Source organism: Bradyrhizobium sp. USDA 4532 (assembly GCF_024171315.1).
In the GTDB taxonomy this organism is placed as follows: domain Bacteria; phylum Pseudomonadota; class Alphaproteobacteria; order Rhizobiales; family Xanthobacteraceae; genus Bradyrhizobium; species Bradyrhizobium australafricanum.
Window position 1 is genome coordinate 5,919,101 of record NZ_JALJZN010000001.1, and the last position, 22,074, is coordinate 5,941,174.

22 protein-coding genes and 1 tRNA gene are annotated in these 22,074 nt (G+C 64.6%); 10 read left to right on the forward strand and 13 right to left on the reverse strand.

Features of this window, described 5'->3' with window-relative positions; translation table 11 throughout:
• Positions 1-28 precede the first annotated feature (28 nt).
• The 12 genes from J2R76_RS27230 to aroA form a co-directional block, all read right to left on the reverse strand.
• Positions 29-1,273, reverse strand: coding sequence for a folylpolyglutamate synthase/dihydrofolate synthase family protein (locus tag J2R76_RS27230; RefSeq protein ID WP_253626091.1), 1,245 nt, complete (start codon positions 1,271-1,273; stop codon positions 29-31).
• Between the two features lie 95 nt (positions 1,274-1,368).
• The gene (gene accD / locus J2R76_RS27235) at positions 1,369-2,310 is read right to left on the reverse strand and encodes an acetyl-CoA carboxylase, carboxyltransferase subunit beta (protein WP_057020415.1); all 942 of its coding nucleotides are present in this window, start codon (positions 2,308-2,310) and stop codon (positions 1,369-1,371) included.
• Positions 2,311-2,415: 105 nt separating this feature from the next.
• Complete coding sequence (gene trpA / locus J2R76_RS27240; protein WP_076833796.1) at positions 2,416-3,252, reverse strand: tryptophan synthase subunit alpha; 837 nt, start codon at positions 3,250-3,252, stop codon at positions 2,416-2,418.
• Entirely contained in the window at positions 3,249-4,466 is a 1,218-nt protein-coding gene (gene trpB / locus J2R76_RS27245; RefSeq protein ID WP_057020413.1) for a tryptophan synthase subunit beta, read from the reverse strand. The genes trpA and trpB overlap by 4 nt, the downstream gene beginning before the upstream one ends.
• Before the next feature lie 120 nt (positions 4,467-4,586).
• On the reverse strand, positions 4,587-5,288 hold the full coding sequence (locus J2R76_RS27250) for a phosphoribosylanthranilate isomerase (RefSeq protein ID WP_057020412.1): 702 nt from the start codon (positions 5,286-5,288) through the stop codon (positions 4,587-4,589).
• Between the two features lie 75 nt (positions 5,289-5,363).
• Positions 5,364-5,750 (reverse strand): lipopolysaccharide assembly protein LapA domain-containing protein, encoded by a 387-nt coding sequence (locus J2R76_RS27255; protein ID WP_253625206.1) that lies wholly within the window; start codon positions 5,748-5,750, stop codon positions 5,364-5,366.
• Between the two features lie 84 nt (positions 5,751-5,834).
• Complete coding sequence (locus tag J2R76_RS27260) at positions 5,835-6,164, reverse strand: integration host factor subunit beta (RefSeq protein WP_016847379.1); 330 nt, start codon at positions 6,162-6,164, stop codon at positions 5,835-5,837.
• A 174-nt stretch (positions 6,165-6,338) separates the two neighbouring features.
• The gene (sppA, locus tag J2R76_RS27265; RefSeq protein ID WP_168856666.1) at positions 6,339-7,316 is read right to left on the reverse strand and encodes a signal peptide peptidase SppA; all 978 of its coding nucleotides are present in this window, start codon (positions 7,314-7,316) and stop codon (positions 6,339-6,341) included.
• A gap of 648 nt (positions 7,317-7,964) precedes the next feature.
• Complete coding sequence (locus J2R76_RS27270) at positions 7,965-8,993, reverse strand: IS110 family transposase (RefSeq protein WP_057016162.1); 1,029 nt, start codon at positions 8,991-8,993, stop codon at positions 7,965-7,967.
• Between the two features lie 224 nt (positions 8,994-9,217).
• Positions 9,218-10,927, reverse strand: a complete 1,710-nt coding sequence (gene rpsA, locus J2R76_RS27275) for a 30S ribosomal protein S1 (RefSeq protein WP_028337539.1) — start codon at positions 10,925-10,927, stop codon at positions 9,218-9,220.
• Between the two features lie 393 nt (positions 10,928-11,320).
• Positions 11,321-11,950 carry a (d)CMP kinase gene (gene cmk, locus J2R76_RS27280; protein ID WP_057020410.1) on the reverse strand — a complete coding sequence of 210 codons (630 nt, stop codon included), beginning with the start codon at positions 11,948-11,950 and terminating at the stop codon, positions 11,321-11,323.
• Positions 11,947-13,284: a 3-phosphoshikimate 1-carboxyvinyltransferase gene (gene aroA, locus J2R76_RS27285; RefSeq protein ID WP_253588355.1), complete on the reverse strand. Its 1,338-nt coding sequence runs from the start codon at positions 13,282-13,284 to the stop codon at positions 11,947-11,949. Before aroA ends, cmk begins: the two co-directional genes overlap by 4 nt.
• A gap of 145 nt (positions 13,285-13,429) precedes the next feature.
• Between aroA and J2R76_RS27290 the strand changes: the two genes are divergently transcribed.
• The 3 genes from J2R76_RS27290 (at position 13,430) to J2R76_RS27300 (ending at position 14,363) form a co-directional block, all read left to right on the forward strand.
• Positions 13,430-13,837 carry a TIGR02300 family protein gene (locus tag J2R76_RS27290; protein ID WP_057020408.1) on the forward strand — a complete coding sequence of 136 codons (408 nt, stop codon included), beginning with the start codon at positions 13,430-13,432 and terminating at the stop codon, positions 13,835-13,837.
• Between the two features lie 95 nt (positions 13,838-13,932).
• Positions 13,933-14,008 (forward strand) — tRNA-Ala (locus J2R76_RS27295).
• Positions 14,009-14,171: 163 nt separating this feature from the next.
• Positions 14,172-14,363: a GIY-YIG nuclease family protein gene (locus J2R76_RS27300; RefSeq protein ID WP_253625207.1), complete on the forward strand. Its 192-nt coding sequence runs from the start codon at positions 14,172-14,174 to the stop codon at positions 14,361-14,363.
• Between the two features lie 54 nt (positions 14,364-14,417).
• Here J2R76_RS27300 and J2R76_RS27305 read toward each other — a convergent pair whose 3' ends face one another.
• Positions 14,418-14,879 (reverse strand): MarR family winged helix-turn-helix transcriptional regulator, encoded by a 462-nt coding sequence (locus J2R76_RS27305; RefSeq protein WP_253625208.1) that lies wholly within the window; start codon positions 14,877-14,879, stop codon positions 14,418-14,420.
• Between the two features lie 168 nt (positions 14,880-15,047).
• On the opposite strand from J2R76_RS27305, the gene J2R76_RS27310 reads away from it, so the two are divergent.
• The 7 genes from J2R76_RS27310 to J2R76_RS27340 all read left to right on the forward strand — a co-directional run bounded on the left by J2R76_RS27310 (position 15,048) and on the right by J2R76_RS27340 (position 22,046).
• Positions 15,048-15,473 carry an organic hydroperoxide resistance protein gene (locus J2R76_RS27310; protein WP_212057979.1) on the forward strand — a complete coding sequence of 142 codons (426 nt, stop codon included), beginning with the start codon at positions 15,048-15,050 and terminating at the stop codon, positions 15,471-15,473.
• A 189-nt stretch (positions 15,474-15,662) separates the two neighbouring features.
• Positions 15,663-16,868 carry a CaiB/BaiF CoA-transferase family protein gene (locus tag J2R76_RS27315; protein WP_253625209.1) on the forward strand — a complete coding sequence of 402 codons (1,206 nt, stop codon included), beginning with the start codon at positions 15,663-15,665 and terminating at the stop codon, positions 16,866-16,868.
• A 290-nt stretch (positions 16,869-17,158) separates the two neighbouring features.
• On the forward strand, positions 17,159-18,475 hold the full coding sequence (gene ugpB / locus J2R76_RS27320; protein ID WP_076833789.1) for a sn-glycerol-3-phosphate ABC transporter substrate-binding protein UgpB: 1,317 nt from the start codon (positions 17,159-17,161) through the stop codon (positions 18,473-18,475).
• A gap of 163 nt (positions 18,476-18,638) precedes the next feature.
• On the forward strand, positions 18,639-19,520 hold the full coding sequence (ugpA, locus tag J2R76_RS27325; RefSeq protein WP_229191596.1) for a sn-glycerol-3-phosphate ABC transporter permease UgpA: 882 nt from the start codon (positions 18,639-18,641) through the stop codon (positions 19,518-19,520).
• The gene (gene ugpE, locus J2R76_RS27330; protein ID WP_253625210.1) at positions 19,520-20,368 is read left to right on the forward strand and encodes a sn-glycerol-3-phosphate ABC transporter permease UgpE; all 849 of its coding nucleotides are present in this window, start codon (positions 19,520-19,522) and stop codon (positions 20,366-20,368) included. Before ugpA ends, ugpE begins: the two co-directional genes overlap by 1 nt.
• Positions 20,368-21,450 carry a sn-glycerol-3-phosphate import ATP-binding protein UgpC gene (locus tag J2R76_RS27335; protein ID WP_057020403.1) on the forward strand — a complete coding sequence of 361 codons (1,083 nt, stop codon included), beginning with the start codon at positions 20,368-20,370 and terminating at the stop codon, positions 21,448-21,450. Before ugpE ends, J2R76_RS27335 begins: the two co-directional genes overlap by 1 nt.
• 170 nt (positions 21,451-21,620) lie before the next feature.
• Entirely contained in the window at positions 21,621-22,046 is a 426-nt protein-coding gene (locus J2R76_RS27340; RefSeq protein ID WP_057020402.1) for an Hsp20 family protein, read from the forward strand.
• Positions 22,047-22,074 lie beyond the last annotated feature (28 nt).

Sequence of the window (22,074 nt, forward strand, 5' to 3'; positions counted from 1 at the left end):
GCGCACCGCATCCGGGACGCGTCACCTGTTATGCAGGAGGCGTGCCGTTGGCCGCAAGCACGGGACCGGCCAGATACAGCGAGCCCGTGATCAGGATGCGCGGCGGCACCTCGTAGGCCAGCGCAGCAAGCCGCCGCAAGGCGGCGGCGACGCCATCAGCGATCTCGACCCGCATGCCGAGCGCGCGCGCGGCGTCCGCCAGCCTGTCCGGCGCCATGCCGTTGTCGCGGCCGGGCACCGGGACCGCGATGATGTGGCGGGTCAGTCCGGCGAAATTGGCGAGGAATGCGTCGGCATCCTTGTTGGCCATCATCCCGACGATCACCACCAGCGGCCGCGACACGCGCTCCTCCAGATCGCCGAGCGCAGCCGCCGCGACGCGGCCGCCCTCGGCATTGTGTCCGCCGTCGAGCCAGACCTCGGAGCCCTGCGGCCCCTGTCCGACGAGAGTGCCGGAAACCAGCCGCTGCATTCGCGCCGGCCATTCCGCATTGACGATGCCGGCTTCAAAGGCCGCGATGTTGAGCTTGAATGCGTCGATCGCGCGCAGGGTCGCGATCGCAAGGCCCGCATTGTCGAACTGGTGCCGGCCGAACAGTTTTGGCGCGGCGAGATCCAGCAGGCCGCGCTCGTCCTGATAGACCAGCCGGCCGCGCTCGACGCCGACATGCCATTGCTGGCCGGCCGCATGCAGCGGCGCGCGCATGCGGTTCGCCTGCGCCTCGATCACGGCCATCGCATCCGGCGCCTGCTCGGCACACACCACCGGCACCTTGCGCTTGATGATCGCAGCCTTCTCGCCGGCGATTGCCGTCAGATTGTCGCCGAGGAATTCCATGTGGTCCATGCTGACCGGCGTGATCACCGAGGCGAGCGGCGCCTCGACCACATTGGTCGAATCGAGCCGGCCGCCGAGCCCGACCTCGAGCAATGCGACGTCGGCCGGATGCTTGGCGAACAGGCAGAACGCCACCGCCGTTTCCATCTCGAAGATGGTGATGGGACTATCGGCGTTGATGCGCTCGCAGTGCTCGAACGTCTCGCGCAGCTCTTCGTCGCCGACCAGCTTGCCGCCGCCGACGGCGCCCAGCCGGTAGCATTCGTTGATCCGCACCAGATAGGGCGAGGTGAAGACGTGCACGCGCAGGCCGGCGGCTTCGAGAATCGCGCGCAGATAGGCGATGGTCGAGCCCTTGCCGTTGGTGCCGGCGACATGGATCACCGGCGGCAGCTTGCGCTCGGGATGATCGAGCCGCTCCATCAGGCCGCGCATGCGATCGAGGCTGAGATCGATGCGCTTGGGATGCAGCGCCGATATCCGCGCGATCAACGCCTCGAACGAGGCTTGCGGTGAGGTGGCGCTTGCGGTCACGCGTGCGGCGCGGCCGGCACCGTCTCAGGCGCCGTGACGATCTGGGCCGGCTCGGTGACCGCGGCCTTGGGCTTCGATGCGGATTCGAGCGCCGGCGCCTTGGTCAGCAGGCGGCACAGCCGCGCCAGCGTGGCCTTCATCTCGTGGCGGTGCACCACCATGTCGACCATGCCATGCTCGCGCAGATATTCGGCGCGCTGAAAGCCGTCCGGCAGCTTCTCGCGGATGGTCTGCTCGATCACGCGCGCGCCGGCAAAGCCGATCAGCGCACCGGGCTCGGCGATCTGGATGTCGCCGAGCATCGCATAGGACGCGGTGACACCGCCGGTGGTCGGATTGGTCAGCACCACGATGTAGGGCTGGCGCGCCTCGCGCAGCATCTGCACGCCGACGGTGGTGCGCGGCATCTGCATCAGCGACAAGATGCCTTCCTGCATCCGCGCGCCGCCGGATGCGGCGAACACGATGAAGGGCGACTTCTTCTCGACCGCGAGTTCGAGCCCGCGCACCATGGCTTCACCGGCGGCCATGCCGAGCGAGCCGCCCATGAAATCGAAATCCTGCACGGCGACCACGACGCCGGCACCTTCTAACTTGCCGTAGCCGACCTTGATCGCGTCGTTCAGCCCGGTCTTGGTGCGGGCGTCCTTGATACGGTCGACATATTTGCGCTCGTCGCGGAATTTCAGCGGATCCGCCGTCACCTCGGGCAGCGCGACGTCGAACCAGGTCTCGTTGTCGAAAATCGACTTCAGCCGCGCCACCGCGCCCATGCGCATGTGGTAGTTCGAGCCGGGGATCACGAACTGGTTGGCCTCGACGTCCTTGTAGAACACGAGCTGCCCGGAATCCGGGCACTTGATCCAGAGGTTTTCCGGCGTCTCGCGCCGCAGGATGTTGCGGATCTTCGGCCGGACGACGTTGGTGAGCCAATTCATGGTTCGCTCCGAAATGCGGATCGGTTCCGCACCAGCTGGATATATGGCGGGCCGGGCGAGCCCGGCAAGCCGCCATCGGCGGCCTTGTTGCCGCAAAAATGTGGCTTATTCAGCGGCCTGCTTGGCGCCCCGGACCCCCTGCGCCAGCGCCGACACCAGGTCCGCCACCGCGCTCACCGTCTTCGGCGTCGCACGGCCCTCGGCATCGAGATTGGCACGCACCACATCGACGATCGCGGTGCCGACCACCGCGCCGTTGGCGTTCTCGGCGATCGCGCGCGCCGTCTCCGGGGTGCGGATGCCGAAGCCGACGCAGACCGGCAGCTTGGTGTGCCGCTTGATGCGGGCCACGGCTTCCGCGACCACCTTCGAATCGGCCGTCGCGGCGCCGGTGATGCCGGTGATCGAGACGTAATAGACAAAGCCCGAGGTGTTGGCGAGCACCGCCGGCAGCCGCTTGTCGTCGGTGGTCGGCGTCGCCAGCCGGATGAAGTTCAGCCCGGCCTTCATCGCGGGGATGCAGAGCTCGGTATCTTCCTCCGGCGGCAGGTCGACGATGATCAGGCCGTCGACGCCGGCGGTCTTGGCGTCGGCCAGGAAGCGGTCGACGCCGTAGATGTAGATCGGATTATAGTAGCCCATCAGCACGATCGGCGTGGCGTTGTCCTCCTTGCGGAAGTCGCGGACCATCGCCAGCGTCTTGCGCAGCGTCATGCCGCCCTTGAGCGCGCGCAGGCCCGCGGCCTGGATCGACGGGCCATCGGCCATCGGGTCGGTGAAGGGCATGCCGATCTCGATGACATCGGCGCCGGCCTTCGGCAGCGCCTTGAGGATGTCGAGCGAGGTCTTGGCGTCGGGATCGCCGGCCATCACGAAGGTGACGAAAGCGGAGCGGCCCTGCTGCTTCAGCTCGGAGAAACGTGCGTCGATACGGGTGGTCACTTCTTCCTCGCCTTCAAGATGTCGCCGACCTGCGGCACGTCCTTGTCGCCGCGACCCGAGAGGTTGACCACCATCAGGTGATCCTTCGGCCGCTGCGGTGCGAGCTCGGACAGTTTCGCGATGGCGTGCGCTGATTCCAGCGCGGGGATGATGCCCTCGAGCCGCGACAGCAGCTGGAATGCGGCCAGCGCCTCCTCGTCGGTCGCCGAGAGATACTTCACGCGGCCGGTCTCGTGCAGCCAGGCGTGCTCCGGGCCGATGCCGGGATAATCGAGGCCCGCCGAGATCGAATGCGCTTCCTCGATCTGGCCGTCGGCGTCCATCAAAAGATAGGTGCGGTTGCCATGCAGCACGCCGGGACGGCCGCCGGCCAGCGAAGCGGCATGCAGCTGCGTCAGTCCGTGACCGGCAGCCTCGACGCCGAAGATCTCGATCAAGGGATCGTCGAGGAACGGATGGAACAGGCCCATCGCATTGGAACCGCCGCCGATGCAGGCGATCAGCGAATCCGGCAGGCGGCCCTCGGCCTCCTGCATCTGCTTGCGTGTCTCGTGGCCGATGATCGACTGGAAGTCGCGCACCATCATCGGATAGGGGTGCGGACCCGCCACCGTGCCGATGCAATAGAAGGTGTTGTGCACGTTGGTGACCCAATCGCGCAGCGCGTCGTTCATCGCGTCCTTCAGCGTGCGCGCGCCCGACTGCACCGGGACGACCTTGGCGCCCAGCATCTCCATGCGGATCACGTTCGGCTGCTGCCGCTCGACGTCGACCGCGCCCATATAGACCACGCATTCGAGCCCGAACCGCGCGCACAGCGTCGCCGTCGCCACGCCATGCTGGCCGGCGCCGGTCTCGGCGATGATGCGCTTCTTGCCCATGCGGCGCGCGACCATGATCTGGCCGAGCACATTGTTGACCTTGTGCGAACCGGTGTGGTTGAGCTCCTCGCGCTTCAGATAGATCTTGGCGCCGCCGAGATGCTCGGTGAGCCGCTCGGCGAAATAGAGCGGCGAGGGCCGGCCGACATAATCCTTCAGATAGACATTCATCTCGGCCTGGAACGCCGGATCGGCCTTGGCGTCGGCATAGGCTTTTTCGAGATCGAGGATCAGCGGCATCAGCGTTTCCGCAACGAAGCGTCCGCCGAAAATGCCGAAATGCCCGCGCTCGTCGGGACCGCTGCGGAAGGAATTGGGCAGATTTGGATTCATCGAACCATCAGTTCTTCTTGCCGGCTTGCGGCGCTGTTTCCGTTCCCTCGCCCCGCTCTTGCGGGGAGAGGGCTGGAGTGAGGGGTTTCTCCAATTGCTCGATCATCGTTGCAGCGCCCCTCACCCGCCCGCGCGTTGCGCGGTCGACCTCTCCCCGTGAACGGGGAGAGGTGAAGAAGGCTGGATTGCGCGCGCGGCGCGGATGAAGGCGCGGATCAATTCGGGATCCTTGACACCGGGCATGCGCTCGACGCCTGACGAGACATCGACGCCGCCGGCGCGCGTGACGCGGACGGCTTCAGTGACGTTGTCGGCGTTGAGCCCGCCGGAGACCATGTAGGGCAGCGCAAGATCGAGATTTTCCAGCACGTGCCAATCGAAGGGCGCGCCGAGGCCACCCGGCCGCGTGGCATCCTTCGGCGCGCGGGCATCGAACAGGATGCGATCGGCAACACCGGCATAACCCGGCAGCGGCGCGAGGTCGGCCGACGTCTCGACCGGCAGCGCCTTCATCAGCGGCAGGCCGAACTTCGCCTTGATGTCGCGCAGCCGCGCCGTGGTCTCCTTGCCATGCAATTGCAGGATATCCGGCCGCAGCGTCTCGACGATGTTTTCCAGGATCGCATCGTCGGCATCGACGGTGAGGGCGACCTTGACGGCGCGGCCCTTGGCGCGGCTGCCAAGCTCGCGCGCGGTCTCGAGGCTGATGTGACGCGGCGACGGCGGAAAGAATACGAACCCCACCATATCGGCACCGCCTTCAAGCGCGACGTCGAGCGTCTCGCGCGTGGACAGGCCGCAGATTTTGACGAGCAGGGGCATGGTCTCGAAACGGGTCTCAAAACGGGTTGTCGGGCGACCGGAACCGGGGTGAACCCTGGTCCGGTGGGGCGGGTTCTACAACGTCGCGCCCTGCTTGTCTCGCCCGGCGGCCCCGTAAAAGCCGAGTTGCGCCGGGGCCGGACGGCGCTGCGCGTCGTCCCGGGAGGCGGCGGCCTTGAGGTCGGCGAGCTCGGCGCGGACATGGCGAGCGTCAGCCTCGTGCTGCCGGGCCGCGCGGCGCCAGCGCCTTTGCTTGAACCAGGTTCCGATGCCGCCCGCGAGCACGCCCAGGATCGCGGAGGCGATGATGACGACGAACAACGGCAGCGTGACCGCAACCGTCGGGGTCACCGAATTGAAGGGATCAAACGACACCGTCACCCAGTGACGGTTAGCGACTGCAAAAATGATGAAGATCAGACCGAGCGGAACGACGACCACTGCCGTGAAGAACTTTCGCATGACCATCTCTCGCAGCGATGGAGCAAATGCGGGCATATCGCCCGCAACACGGCAACGCCTGACGTCGCGCCTTAGGCGTCGGCCTTAAGCATCAGCCTTGGGCGCATCGACCTTGGCGGCGCCCGCCTCGGTCACGTCGCGGTTGAGGCGCTCGCGCATTTCCTTGCCGGTCTTGAAGAACGGCACGCTCTTCTGGTCGACCGGCACATGCTCGCCGGTGCGTGGATTGCGGCCGGCGCGCGCCGGGCGGTGCTTCACCGAGAATGCGCCAAAACCGCGCAACTCGACACGGTCGCCACGTGCCAGCGCTGCGACGATTTCATCGAGAATCGCATTCACAATGTTCTCGACATCCCGCTGATAGAGGTGCGGGTTGTGCTCGGCGATACGCTGAACAAGTTCGGATTTGATCATCGAAAGTGGGATCCGGGCTCTTGCGGAAACCCATTTCCGTGAAAATGCCGTGCACTGTCAAGACGCTAAATCGATTTAGGGCGTCGTGAAATCACGTGACAAATAGCCCAATTGGGGCATGCGGCGATTCCCGCAAAGCGGGAATAGCCTGACGAGCACGCCTTTGGCAGCCGATCAGTTGGTTCCAGCCGGGCTCCACAGCGCCAGCATGCCGTCAAGCCCGAACCGGTCGACCGCCTCGGCCACGCCGCCCTGCTCGATCCGCCGCGCGATCGCACCAAGACCGAACGCATCGAGCGTCACGGACGCCGCCGTGCGCAGGAAGGTCAGATCGCCGAACCGCGGATTAAGCTTGTAATTGCGCACCGGCAGGTCGCTTTTGACCTTCTTCTCGGCAACCAGCCAGGCGATCGCGGTCTTCTCATCCCCCAGCTGATCGACCAGCTTGAGATCGACCGCCTGCCGGCCGGTGAAGACGCGACCGTCCGCGACCTTCTCCAGCAGGTCATCGTCCATGCCGCGCCGTTGCTTCACCAATCCACGGAACCATGCATAGGAGTCCTTGACGAGACCGTCGATCGCGGCACGGGCCTCCGGGCTGGTCGGCTCGAAGCCGTTCGGCGCGGCCTTCAGCGGGGAAGATTTGATCTCCTCCATCTTCACGCCGACAGTCTTGAGCAATTCCGAAACGTTCGGATACTGGAAGAGAACGCCGATCGAGCCGACCAGCGAGGTCTGCTGGGCGACGATATGATCGGAGGCGATCGCCGTGATGTAGCCGCCCGAGGCGGCCAATCCCTCGACCACGACGACAAGCGGCTTCTTCGCCTTCAGCTGCATCAGCGAGTCGTAAAGCTGCTCGGAGCCTGCGGTCGTACCGCCGGGCGAATTGATGTGCACGACAACAGCCGCATAGCTCGACTTGCCGAGCCGCTCCAGCGCCTCGACGCGATCCTGGTCGCTGCGGATCAGTCCGTCGATATTGACCCGCGCGATCGTGTTCGATGTCGAAAAGGTGCCGCGCCCGCCGGCGGCGATCACGCCCACGCCGACGATGGCCGCGATCGCAATGACCGCGGCGGCGACGCGCCAAAACGTCAGTTTGCGCCTGATGCGGCGACGATCGACGATCACGTCCGAATCCAGCGACATCCGATCTCTCCAGAAATGGTCAGCGCGCAATCCGCGCGTTTTGCAGTCGCAGCGTCACTATCAGCTTAGCCAAATACATCAATTGCGACGCAATATGAAGAAAACAAGGCCCGGTATTCGGAGGCACTCGTAGCCCGGGTGCACGTGCGCTTGATCCCGGCCGCGCCCTAACCTCCCCTTGAAAAGGGGAGGTCGCTTTGCTCGCCAGAGCAAAGCGGGTGGGGATCAGCTCTCTCCATGAGCAGCATCGCCTGTGGCTGACCCCCATCCCGTCCTTCCCCCTTTCAGGGGGAAGGGGAAGACAAATCCGTAGCCCGGATGAAGCGAAGCGTAATCCGGGAGGCTTCAGCAGCACGGATAGAAAGTCCCGGATTTCGCTTCGCTTCATCCGGGCTTCTGTAACGGGCCTTGGTTAGTCAATCCCTTTTCGCGTCATCCACTCGCCGGGCACTTGCTTCTGTACGGGATCGGCGCGAAGGCCGTCGCCTGATGGGGTGCATTGAGGAGCCGGCCGGCCAATCTACGGATTGCGTGGTCGTGAGCCACTTCCCGGATGGCGGCCTGACCGGATCCATCGTCCCAGCGGAGGGACTTCGCTCGGGGAGAGCCTGGTGTCGTGGCCCGCCCGGAACCGATTGCTGCTCCTGGCTAGATGGCCTTGGTCATCGGGTTGAACGGTTTGGTGTCGGCGAGCATGCGATGCAGGATCACGGCGAGCTTGCGAGCCAGCGCTACCTTGGCCTTGCGCATGCCTGCGCGCCGGGCGATCCGCATCGCCCAGCTCTTCAATGCCGAGCAATTCTTGACCGGCTTGGTCAGCATGACGTGAGCTGCCTGGTAGAGTGCCTCGCGCACGGAGGCATCCCCGATCTTGCTGATGCGGCCGGTGTAGTCGGTCTCACCGGACTGGTACTTCTTCGGGGTGAGCCCAAAGTGGGCTCCCGTGGCCTTCGAGGAGCGGAAACGCTTCGGGTCGTCGATCGCCGCGGCATAGGTGAGCGCCACGATCGGACCAACGGACGGCGTTGTCATCAGGAGCTTGGCGGATGGATGCGTCCTGGCGAGCTTCTGGGTGTGCTTGTCCAGGCTCTTGAACTCCCGCAGCAGCACCGCATGGGCTTGGAGCAGCGCCGCCGCGACCAACTCCAGTCCGGGATGGCCGGTCACGAGCTCGCGGATGCGTCCGGCGAACGTGCGCTCGGTGGTCGCACCGACCTTCAGGCCAAAACCGCGAAGTATGCCGCGCAGGCTGTTCTCGACATCGCGAAGCTTGGATTGCAGCAGCTTGCGCGCCGTCAGGATGGCGCGGGTCTCCTGCGCCGCGACCGACTTGCAGTGCACCGGCCGGAACCAGCCGAGCCGCATCAACTGCGCGATCCGGCGGGCATCGTTGCGGTCCGTCTTCACCGGCATCGACTTGAAGGCTTCGCGAACGTGCCGCGTTTCCAGCAGCTCGACCGCAAGCCCTGCGTCTCGCAGACCCGCATACAGCCATTGCGACAAGGGGCCTGCCTCCAGCCCGATCCGTTCCAGTACCAGACCCAGCGACCGGAACCAGGCGATCAGCGCCGCCGGCTCGCTCGCAACCTTCGTCTCGCGCAAAATCTTGCCTGTCCCATCGACAAGGCAAACGCTCGAGCATTCCAAAGACACGTCAATTCCTGCATAGTGGTACATGGTCGTCCCTTAATGATGCTTGGAGCGGGCTTGCCCGACTCCGTTGAACACCATCAGTTTGAGGGACGACCGCCTTCCAACCAACAGGCCGCTCGCGAGCGCGCTTCCAAATTGCGCCGTAGCGAGCGGGCGGCCGGCCCGTTACCCCATCTACGGATGCCCCAAAGCAAAGGGCCCCGGCTTGCGCCGGGGCCCCGATTGTTCGCCTCAAATCGCGCGAACGCTTACTTGTCGGTGCCGCGGTTCTTCAGCGCGGTGCCGAGGATATCGCCAAGCGTCGCACCCGAATCGGAGGAGCCGTACTGCGCGATGGCTTCCTTCTCTTCGGCGACTTCCAGCGCCTTGATCGAGACCTGCACCTTGCGGGCCTTCTTGTCGAACTGGATGACGCGGGCATCGACCTTCTCGCCGACGGCGAAGCGCTCGGCGCGCTGGTCGTTGCGGTCGCGGGCCAGCTCGGACCGCTTGATGAAGGTGGTGAACTCGGTGCCCGAAATCCGGACCTCGATGCCGCTCTCCTTCACTTCGAGCACTTCGCAGGTCACGACCGCGCCCTTCTTGACGTCGCCCGGCTCGGCGAAGGGGTCGCCTTCGAGCTGCTTGACGCCGAGCGAGATGCGCTCCTTCTCGACATCGACATCGAGCACCACGGCCTTGACCATGTCGCCCTTCTTGAAGTTGTCGATGACCTGCTCGCCCGGAAGCTTCCAGTCGAGGTCGGAGAGGTGGACCATGCCGTCGACATCGCCCTCGAGACCCAGGAACAGACCGAACTCGGTCTTGTTCTTGACCTCGCCCTCGACCACCGAACCGACCGGGAACTTCTCGACGAAGACTTCCCAGGGATTGCGCATGGTCTGCTTGAGACCGAGCGAGATGCGGCGCTTGACCGAATCCACTTCCAGCACCTGCACTTCGACTTCCTGCGAGGTCGAAACGATCTTGCCGGGGTGCATGTTCTTCTTGGTCCACGACATCTCGGAGACGTGGATCAGGCCTTCGATGCCCGGCTCGAGCTCGACGAACGCGCCGTAGTCGGTGATGTTGGTGACGCGGCCGGTGAAGCGGGCACCCAGCGGGTACTTGCCTTCGATGCCCTGCCACGGATCATCCAAGAGCTGCTTCATGCCGAGCGAGATGCGGTGCGTCTCGTGGTTGATCTTGATGATCTTGACCTTCACGGTCTGGCCGATGGTCAGCACCTCGGTCGGGTGGTTGACGCGGCGCCAGGCGATATCGGTCACGTGCAGCAGGCCGTCGATGCCGCCGAGATCAACGAACGCACCGTAATCGGTGATGTTCTTGACCACGCCGTCGATCACCTGACCCTCTTCGAGGTTCTGCACCAGCTCCTGGCGCTGCTCGGCGCGGGTCTCTTCGAGAACCGTGCGGCGCGACACCACGATGTTGCCGCGGCGGCGGTCCATCTTGAGGATCTGGAACGGCTGCGAATTGTTCATCAGCGGCGCAACGTCGCGGATCGGACGAATGTCGACCTGCGAGCGCGGCAGGAAGGCCACCGCACCGTCGAGGTCGACCGTGAAGCCGCCCTTGACCTGGTTGAAGATGACGCCGTTGACCTTTTCGTTGTTCTGGAACGCCTTCTCGAGCTTGCCCCAGCTTTCCTCGCGGCGCGCCTTGTCGCGCGACAGCACGGCTTCGCCGAGCGCATTCTCGATACGGTCGAGGAACACCTCGACTTCGTCACCGACCTTGAGATCGCTTTCACGGCCGGGGCCGGCGAATTCGCGCAGCGCAACGCGACCTTCGGTCTTCAGGCCGACGTCGATGACGGCCATGTCCTTCTCAATTGCAACCACCTTGCCCTTGATGACCGAGCTTTCCTGCAAATTGCCGCCGGCAAAGGACTCATCAAGCATCGCCGCGAAGTCATCGCGGGTGGGAGTATAGGAAGACGCAGAATTCGAAACCATTTGTTCTCCAGATGCGGGATCTCGCCGGCCGTTCGGGTTGATGGGCGCACCGTGCGTGAAGTGTCGGGGTTCCGCAAACCCTGACGACCGCTCATTGCAGGAGGTGCAACAGCGGGCCGGCAGCAAGACTGCACGTTCGGTACGTATGATTGATCCGGAGCCTGAAACGAAAATATCGACGGCAAGACCTGGGAGCGGGCGTTCCTCCAGATGCGGCGTTGGTTTCGTTTGAGATTGGTTCAAACCCATCGCCGGCCCGCTCAGACACGGCCTCGACATCGTCGATGCTGCTCCGAACGGCGCTGATATAGCCCTGCATGCGACTTTCGGCAAGCAGGAAATGCCCCATTTTGCTGGGTTTTCGGGCCGAGAGCGACGCGACGGCCCGCGATTCTAGCGCCTGGCGCGCGCGGCCTCGACGATGGCGATGGCGGCGCGGACGCCGGCCTCAATGTCCAGATTTGAATTGTCCAGCGTGTGGGCGTCCGGAGCCGGCCGCAGAGGCGCAATCGCCCGGTTCTTGTCTCGCTCGTCGCGCTTGAGGATGTCGGCGAGCACCGCCTCTTCGTCGGCGTCCTCGCCGCGGGCGCGCGCCTCCAGCGTGCGCCGCCGTGCCCGCACGCGGGGGTCGGCGACCACGAAGATCTTCACGTCGGCATCCGGGCAGATCACAGTGCCGATGTCGCGTCCATCCAGCACCGCACCGGGCGGATCGGCGGCAAACTGGCGCTGGAAGTTCACCAGCACCTCACGAACCTGCGGAATCGCCGACACCACGGAGGCGGCATCGCCGACCTTCTGGGTCTTCAGGATCGGATTGCCGAACTTTTCGGGGTCGAGCTCGAGCGCCGCGGCCACGGCCAGCACCTCGTTGCTGAGCTCGGCACCAGCTTGAATCATCGCATAGGCCACCGCACGGTAGATCACGCCGGTGTCGAGATGACGATAGCCGTAGTGGTGGGCGAGCCGCTTGCCAAGCGTGCCCTTGCCCGAGGCGGCGGGTCCGTCGATGGCGATGATCATGCGAAATCAGCTCCGAGCGCGCGCATCATCGGGATGAAATCCGGAAAACTGGTGGCGATGAAGGCGGTATCGTCGATTTTCACCGGCCGATCGGAGGCGCAGCCCATCACCAGCGCCGACATCGCGATGCGATGATCCATATGGGTGGCAACGAGGCCGCCGCCTGGAACATGGCCGCGGCCCTCGACGATCAGATCGTCGCCGGAGACCTCGACCTTGACGCCGTTGACCCGCAGCATGTCGGCGGTGGCTTCAAGGCGGTCGGATTCCTTGACGCGCAGCTCCTGCAGGCCGCGCATGATCGTGGTGCCCTCGGCGAAGGCGGCCGCGACCGCCAGCACCAGATACTCGTCGATCATCGACGGCGCGCGCTCCGGCGGCACTTCGACACCCTTCAGCTTCGAGGCGCGCACACGCAGCTGCGCCATCGGCTCGCCAGCATCGCCGCGCACATCGCTCTCCTCGATCGAGGCGCCCATCTCGCGCAGCGTGGTGAACAGGCCGGTGCGCAGCGGATTGGTCATCACGTCTGAGAACACGACATCGGACCCTTCGACGATCAGTGCGGCCACGATCGGGAATGACGCGGAGGACGGATCGGCGGGCACCACGACGTTGGCGCCGTGCAGCTCGGGCTCGCCGTGCAGCGAGATTCGCCTGCCGTGGCTGCCTTCCTGCTCGGAGGATATCTCGGCGCCGAAATGCTTCAGCATCAGCTCGGTGTGGTCGCGGCTTGCCTCCTGCTCGATCACCGTCGTGATGCCGGGCGCGGAGAGCCCCGCCAGCAACACCGCGGACTTGATCTGGGCCGAGGCGACCGGCGTCTTGTAGACGATCGGCACCGGATAGCGGGCGCCGTGCAGGGTGAGCGGCAGCCGGCCGCCCTCCCTTATGTCGCTGGTTCGGGCGCCCATCAGCTCCAGCGGGTCGAGGATGCGGCGCATCGGCCGCGAGCGCAGCGAGGCGTCGCCGTCGAAAATGGCGGCGATCGGGCAACCGGCCACCGCGCCCATCACCAGCCGGCAGCCGGTGCCGGAGTTGCCGAAATCGAGCGGCGCGGCAGGCTGGGCGAAGCCGCCGACCCCGACGCCGGACACCGACCAGGTAAACGGCGCCGTCCGCTCCACTTTTGCGCCGAGCGCGCGCATGGATTTGGCGGTATTGAGGACGTCCTCGCCCTCCAGGAGGCCGGAAATGCGGGTTTCGCCGACCGAAAGCGCCCCCAGGATCAGGGCGCGGTGGGAAATCGATTTGTCGCCGGGAACGCGGACCGTGCCGGCCAGGGGGCCGCACGCGCGCGATTCCAGCGAGGTCGGGGTGTCAGAATGGGCCAAGATTGTGTCCTCTCGCGTCGCGGCAGGTATCACATAGGCAACACCGCGTCACGCGCCCGTCAAATGCGCGCAGACCGCTATTGACAGCGGCTCCTCAACTAGCCAAGTGAAGCTCCGTTTTTCAGGAAAATTCTGGGATTACCACGTGGCCAAGTCCGAGCTCGGAACCAAGCGCATTTGCCCGACCACGGGCAAGAAGTTCTACGACCTCAACAAGAATCCGGTGATCTCGCCCTATACCGGCGAAGTCGTGCCGATCGCGCCGATCGCCCCGCCGCGGGGCCGTGGCGCCACGGTCAGTTCGCCTGCGACCGCAGCCGACATGCCGGAGCCCGCCGAGGCCGAGGAGATGGTCTCGCTCGAGGAGGCTGATGCCGAGGAGAACACCGGGAAGGTCAAGGCCCAGGTTCCCGAATCCGAGGACGATATCGAGGTCGATGAGACCATCGACGACGATGACGACGACGATTCGACCTTCATCGCCGACGAGGAAGAGGGCGATGAGGACGTGACCGACATCATTGGTGACGTCGGAGGCGACGAAGAGACTTGAGATCGGCGCCGATCTATGATCAACGGTGCTGCCGCGCGAGTCGTCCAGGCCGCGCGGACCGGGATCGATCCCCCAGGATCATCCCAACTGGATAAGGGGCCATAGCTCAGCTGGGAGAGCGCTTGCATGGCATGCAAGAGGTCGGCGGTTCGATCCCGCCTGGCTCCACCAGCCTTCGCTCGCTTCGCGAGCTTCGGCTCGGCAAGCCCGGATAGTCCATCGTAGCGAAGTGAGCGAAGGCTGCCGCGGCGTAGCCCGAAGGGCGGAGCCGGGCTCTCTCCGAAATCCGAATGCGTTAGCATCCACCCCATCAGCCGTGTGTTGGGGGGAACAGATGAAATACGTTTACATTCTCGAGAGCCTTGATTGCCTGCACTTCTATGTCGGGATTACCGATCTGCGGGCTAGACTGGCTAAGCACAATGCCGGGGAAGTGCCCCATACATCCAAATTTGGACCGTGGCGGCTCAAGACCTACGTCGCTTTCAGCGACGAGAAGCAGGCCGTCGCTTTTGAAAATATCTGAAGTCCGCATCCGGCCGCGCCTTCGCCAAGAAGCGCCTAACCGCCCCGACCGCCCCTACTCCCCCAGCACCGCATTCAGCCGGTCGCGCAGCGCGACGATCTCGTCCTTCATCGCCATCAGTTCGCCGACGGTGCAGTCCGAGGCCGCGAGGATCAACTGCGGCACGGCCTTGGCCTTTTCGCGCAGCGCGTGGCCCTGCGGCGTCAGCGCGATCAGCACCACCCGCTCGTCCGCGGTGCTGCGGGTCCGTTTGATCAACTCCGCCGCCTCCAGCCGCTTCAAGAGCGGCGTCAGCGTGCCGGAATCCAGGAACAGGCGCTCGCCGAGGTCCTTCACCGCGACGTCGTCGCGCTCCCACAGCGCTAGCATCACGAGATACTGCGGATAGGTCAGCCCGAGCCGGTCGAGCAGCGGCTTGTAGACGCGGTTGAAGGCGTGCGCGGTCGAATAGACCGCAAAGCAGATCTGATTGTCGAGCCGCAGCGCCTGATCCGCGGCCGTCGGTTTCCTGGCCATGATTCCCATCGAATCCATCTCGTTTCCGGGTCATTCTGGGCTCACGGGACCGCGGATTCAATTGCGAACAATTAAATGTGAGACCGCATATTTTATATTGTGCGCAATCTATTTGCGTGCAATACATGCGTCATCGAATTCAAGCTCAACCCACCAAGGGAGACCACGATGTCTGTGAACGTGCTCTACAAGACCAGCGCCAAGGCAACCGGCGGCCGCGACGGCCATGCGGCGACGCTCGACGGCGCACTCGACGTCAAGCTCACGACCCCGAAGGAGCTCGGTGGCGGCGGCGGTGCCGGCAACAATCCGGAGCAGCTGTTCGCGGCAGGCTATGCCGCCTGCTTCATCGGCGCGATGAAGTTCGTGGCGTCGCAGGGCGGCCCCAAGGTTCCCGCCGACGCCTCGGTGACCTCGACGGTCGGCATCGGCCCGCGCTCGGAAGGCGGGTTCGGTCTCGCCGTCGAGCTCGCGGTGTCGCTGCCCGGCCTTGCGCGCAGCGATGCCGAAGCGCTGGTCGAGAAGGCCCACCAGGTGTGCCCCTATTCCAACGCGACCCGCGGCAATGTCGACGTCAAGCTGAGCGTCGTCTAATTCCACATCACGCAATGGTCCGCCGCAACACGTGGCGGACCATTGCTCTTTCAGCGGCGCGTTCGCTTGGCGAACGCATGCGCCGTCTGCTGCATGGGCCTGCGCCGACGGAAGCATTGCTGCCCCGGCTGAAGACCGTTAGCTCTGGGACCCTCGTTATCTGATCCCAACTGAGCGAAGGTTGCTTCCATGAATACCCCAGCGGCTACGGGCGCGATGACCGGCCTGCGCGTGGTCGATCTGACGCGCGTGCTCGGCGGTCCGTATTGCACCCAGATTCTCGCCGACCACGGCGCCGACGTGATCAAGGTCGAGCCGCCCGCCGGCGACGAGGTGCGAGACTGGGGTCCTCCCTTCCACGAAGAAGACGCGGCCTATTTCGTCGGCATCAACCGCAACAAGCGCTCGATCGGCCTCGACCTCGCTTCCGAGGGCGGACGCGCGGTGCTGATGAAGATGCTCGAGACCGCCGACGTGCTGATCGAGAATTTCAAGCCCGGCACGCTCGACAAATGGGGCATCGGCAACGACGCGCTGCGCGCGAAATTTCCGCGCCTCGTGCATTGCCGGATCTCCGGCTTCGGCGCCGACGGCCCGCGCGGCGGCAATCCCGGCTATGACGCGATCATCCAGGCGATGACCGGCATGATCGCGGCGACCGGCTCGCCGGAGAGCGGCCCGATGCGGATCGGCGTGCCGCTGGTCGACATCACCACCGGGCTCTACGCCACGATCGGCATCCTGATGGCGCTGTCGGAGCGGCAGCGCTCGGGGCTCGGCCAGTTCATCGAGACGACGCTGTACGAGACCGGGCTCGCGATCATGCATCCGCACACCGCGAACTACTTCATGCACGGCAAGCCGCCGTCGCTCACCGGCAACGAGCATCCCAACCTCGTGCCGTACGCGATCTTCCCGACCAAGACCGACAACATCTTCATCGGCGTCGGCAATGACGGAACCTTCCGCAAGCTCGCCAAGGAGATCGGCAAGCCCGAGCTCGGCACCGACCCGCGCTTTGCCCGCAACAAGGACCGCATCGCCAACCGCGATGCGCTCCGCGTCGAGCTGGCCGCGGTGTTCAGCCAGCACGAGGCCGAGCCGCTGTGCAACCGGCTGCTCGCCGCCGGCCTGCCGGCTGGCCCGGTGCAGAAGATCGACCAGGCGCTGACCAACCCGCACACCATTCATCGCGGCGACGTCATCGAGAAGGATTGGTACAAGGGCGTCGCCTCGCCGATCCGCCTCGAACGCACCAAGCCGAACCTGCGCCGGACGCCGCCGAAGTTCAGCCAGCACGCCGCGGAAGTGCTCGGCGAGTTCGGCTACTCGAAGGACGAGATCAACGGCCTGGTTGAGAAGGGCGTGGTCTGCGGTCCCCAGCGCAAGCGCTAAAGGCGTTTTCGAGCCTGTCCCGCACGTGATGCGGGATGCGCACCGGTTCGCGTCAGGACAAAGCTGGAGCGTCGGCCCGTATCGAACCGGCCGACGCATCAACACTGCGGTGCAACGTCGCGTTTGGCGCTGCACCGCACGGAGCCGGCTGCGGTCTTCGCCTTTTTTACCGCTTCCCTTCGCTTCGGCTTCCCCCCTACCATGACTTTCGTTTATACGGTCATTTGAACGTCATCCGGCGCTGATAACGCGCGCAACGAAAGATGATGTTCCAATTGGGAGGGGTTTTGATGTTCTTTCGACGACTAGGCGCTGCCGCGGCAGCCGCTGCCGCGCTTGCATTCGCGTCGCCCGCGTTCGCGGTGACCGAGATCCAGTGGTGGCACGCGATGACCGGCGCCAACAACGACGTCATCGTCAAGCTGGCCAACGACTTCAACGCCTCGCAATCCGACTACAAGGTGATCCCGACCTACAAGGGCGGCTACGCCGACACCATGAACGCCGGCATCGCCGCGTTCCGCGCCGGCAACGCGCCGCATATCATGCAGGTGTTCGAGGTCGGCACCGCGACGATGATGGCCGCCACCGGCGCCGTCAAACCGGTCTACAAGCTGATGGCCGACGCCGGCGAGAAGTTCGATCCGGGCGTCTATCTGCCCGCGATCACCGGCTACTACTCGACCTCCAAGGGCGAGATGCTGTCGTTCCCCTTCAACTCGTCGTCGACGGTGATGTGGATCAATCTCGATGCGCTGAAGAAGGCCAACATCGCGGAGATTCCGAAGACCTGGCCGCAAGTGTTCGACGACGCCAAGAAGCTGAAGGCAGCCGGCTATAACACCTGCGGCTTCTCCGGCTCGTGGGTCACCTGGGTCAATCTCGAACAGCTCTCGGCCTGGCACAATGTGCCGCTCGCCAGCAAGGCCAATGGCCTCGACGGCTTCGACACCGTGCTCGAATTCAACGGCCCGCTGCAGGTCAAGCATCTCGAGAGCCTCGTCGAGCTGCAGAAGGACAAGACCTACGACTATGCCGGCCGCACCAACACCGGCGAAGGCCGCTTCACCTCGGGCGAATGCCCGATCTACCTGACCTCGTCGGCCTTCTTCGGCAACGTCAAGGCGCAGGCCAAGTTCAACTTCACCGCGGCGCCGATGCCGTATTATCCCGACGCCAAGGGCGCGCCGCAGAACTCGATCATCGGCGGCGCCTCGCTCTGGGTGATGGGCGGCAAGTCGGCCGAGGAATACAAGGGCGTGGCCAAGTTCCTGACCTTCCTCTCGGACACCGACCGCCAGGTCTGGATCCACAAGGCCTCGGGTTATCTGCCGATCACCAAGGCCGCCTACGCCAAGGCCAAGGAAGAAGGCTTCTACAAGGACCAGCCCTATCTCGAGACCCCGCTGCTCGAGCTCACCAACAAGGAGCCGACCGCGAATTCCCGCGGTCTGCGCCTCGGCAACATGGTGCAGCTGCGCGACATGTGGTCGGAGGAGATCGAGCAGGCGCTGGCCGGCAAGAAGACCGCCAAGCAGGCGCTGGACGCCGCCGTCGAGCGCGGCAACCAGATGCTGCGGCAGTTTGAAAAGACCGCCGTCCGCTGACATGATGCCTTCGGGCATGATCCGGAAAAGTGCGAAGCGGCTTTCCGAAAAGATCATGCCCAGACGACAAGCTAAAGCGCGATGACGATCCAAGCTCATCTCATCGCGCTTTAGGGCGATCAACCGGCAGGCCGCATCCGCGGCCTGCCCTTCCTCCGAGCCCATGCAAAAGCAAGCGATTTTCCAGTCAAAGCTGTTGCCTTACGCGCTGGTTGCCCCGCAACTCGCGATCGTCCTGATCTTTTTCTACTGGCCGGCCGTGCAAGCGGTGATCCAGTCCTTCCTGCTGCAGGACGCCTTCGGCCTCTCCACCAGCTTCGTCTGGTTCGAGAACTATCTCGAGCTGTTCAAGGACCCGGCCTATTTCGCGGCGATCGTCCGGACCTTCGTGTTCTCGTTCGCGATCGCGGTCTCCTCGCTGTCCTTCGCGCTGCTGCTCGCGGTCATGGCTGACAGGCCACTGCGCGGCTCGACGCTGTATCGCACGCTGCTGATCTGGCCCTATGCGGTGGCCCCGCCGGTGGTCGGCGTACTCTGGGTGTTCATGCTGCACCCCTCGCTCGGCGTGCTGTCGCGCTATCTGCGCGCCATGGGCATCGACTGGAATCCGCTGCTCGACGGCGACCAGGCGGCGGCCCTGATCATCCTCGCCGCGGCCTGGAAGCAGATCTCCTACAATTTCCTGTTCTTCCTCGCCGGGCTGCAGAGCATCCCGAAAAGCGTGATCGAGGCCGCCGCGATCGACGGCGCCCGGCCGATGCGGCGGTTCTGGACCGTGATCTTCCCGCTGCTGTCGCCGACCATCTTCTTCCTCTTGGTCATCAACATCGTCTACGCCTTCTTCGACACTTTCGGCATCATCGACACCATGACCCGCGGCGGTCCCGGCAAGGCGACCGAGACGCTGGTTTACAAGGTCTATACGGACGGCCTGCTCGGCGGCAATCTCGGCTCGTCGGCGGCGCAGTCGGTCATCCTGATGGTCATCGTCGTCATGCTGACGGCGATCCAGTTCCGCTTCGTCGAACGCAAGGTGACCTACTGATGGTCGAGGAGGAAGGCTTCCAGCGCTATCTGGCTCACGCCATCCTGTGGATCGGGATCGCGATCGTCGCCTTCCCGGTCTATCTCGCGCTGGTCGCCTCGACCCAGGACAACACCGTGATCGCCAACGGCCAGATGTCGCTGCTGCCCGGCGGCCATTTCCTCCAGACCTACTACCAGACGCTGTTTGTCGGCACGAGCGGCTCGACCCGCGAGCCGGTGCTCCACATGATGCTGAACTCGCTGGTCATGGCGCTCTTGATCGCGGTCGGCAAAATCGCGATCTCGATCATCTCGGCCTACGCGATCGTGTATTTCCGGTTTCCGTTCCGGATGGCGATCTTCTGGATCATCTTCATCACGTTGATGCTGCCGGTCGAGGTACGCATCTATCCGACCTACAAGATCGTCGCCGATCTGCATCTGCTCGACAGCTATGCCGGCCTGTCGCTGCCGCTGATTGCGTCGGCCACCGCGACGCTGCTGTTCCGCCAGTTCTTCATGACCGTGCCGGATGAATTGCTGGAGGCTTCGCGGATCGACGGCGCGGGCCCGTTCCGCTTCTTCTGGGATACGCTGCTGCCGCTGTCGCGCACCAACATGGCCGCGCTGTTCGTGATCCTCTTCATCCTCGGCTGGAATCAGTACCTCTGGCCGCTGTTGATCACCACGCGCGACGACATGCAGACCATCCAGGTCGGCATCCGCAAGATGATCACGACGACGGACGCGCTGACCGAATGGCCGATCGTGATGGCGACCGCGTTGCTCGCGATGCTGCCGCCGGTGTTCGTCGTCGTCGTGATGCAGAAACTGTTCGTGCGCGGATTGGTGGAGACGGAAAAGTAATGGCTAACGTCACGCTGCGCAGCGTCCGCAAGACCTATCCCGGCGGATTCGAGGCCATCAAGGGTGTCGATGTCGACGTCGGCGACGGCCAGTTCTGCGTGCTGGTCGGCCCATCCGGCTGCGGCAAGTCCACGCTGCTCCGCATGGTCGCGGGGCTCGAGACCATCACCGGCGGCGAGATCGACATCGGCGGCCGCGTCGTGAACCAGGTCGAGCCTGCTGATCGCGACATCGCGATGGTGTTCCAGAACTACGCGCTCTATCCGCATATGAGCGTCTACAACAACATGGCCTACGGCCTGCGCAACCGCGGCATGGCCGAGGCCGAGATCAAGACCCGCGTCGAGGAAGCCGCGCGCGTCCTCGAGCTCTCGCCGATGCTGGAGCGCAAGCCGCGCCAGCTTTCCGGCGGCCAGCGCCAGCGCGTCGCGATGGGCCGCGCCATCGTGCGCCAGCCAAAAGTGTTCCTGTTCGACGAGCCGCTGTCGAACCTCGACGCCAAGTTGCGCATCGCGATGCGGGTCGAGATCCGCAAGCTGCAGCGCCGGCTCAACACCACATCGATCTACGTCACCCACGACCAGCTCGAGGCGATGACGCTCGCCGACATCCTCGTCGTCATGAACGGCGGCCAGGTCGAGCAGATCGGTAATCCGCTGGACATCTACCAGAAGCCGGCGACCACCTTCGTCGCCTCCTTCATCGGCGCCCCGCCGATGAACCTGATGCCGCTGCGCGCGGACGAGCTGAAGTCCCAGATCACGGGCGCCGACGGCGCCGGCATTGTCGGGATCCGGCCGGAGGATTTCGTGATCTCGAGCGAGACCGCATCCGGCGGCGTCGCGCTTGGCCTTACGGTCGAGGCGATCGAGCATGTCGGCGCCGAGACCTTCGTCTACGGCAGCCGCCAGCGCGAGGAGCAGGGCGTTGCCGCCAATCCGGGCGAGCTGCCGCCCGGTGAGGTGATCGTCCGGGTTCCCGGTGTCTCGGGTCCCGCCATCGGCGAGCGGATCCGGGCCGTCGCCCCCCGCGACAAGCTGCATCTTTTTACCGCCGATGGCCGCAAGCGCGTCGGGGAGTAACCGATCGGGAAGAATTTACCCCCATGTTGCGGGCGTTTAGGCTGGTTTCGGGGCTGCTTGAACGCTATCCAGATCGCCCCCATATCCCTCACTGACCGGAGGCCAGACGGCCCGCCGGTTGCATGGGGCGCCGCAAGGGCCCCTCAAAGTCGCTTCGAGAGGACTTTGTAATGTCTCGTGTTCCATCGTTGTCCAGTCCGTTCCTTCTGGGATTCGACGAGATCGAGCGTGCGCTCGACCGCGTCGTGAAGGGCGCCGACGGCTATCCTCCGTACAACATCGAGCGGTGCGACCGTACCAACGGGCAGCCTGAGCGGCTGCGCATCACGCTGGCGGTGGCGGGCTTCACCCGCGACCAACTCGATGTAACTATTGAGGAAAATCAGCTCGTCATCCGCGGCCGCCAGCAGGACGACAAGGCCCGGCAATACATCCATCGCGGCATCGCCGCGCGCCACTTCCAGCGCACCTTCGTGCTGGCGGAGGGGATGCATGTGCTGGGCGCGGATCTGAAGAACGGGTTGTTGTCGATCGACCTGGCCAGGCCGGAACCTGAACGGGTCATTAAGACAATCGCTATCAATGAGCACGAATAATAGAAACAACGAGCGGACTCGACCGCTT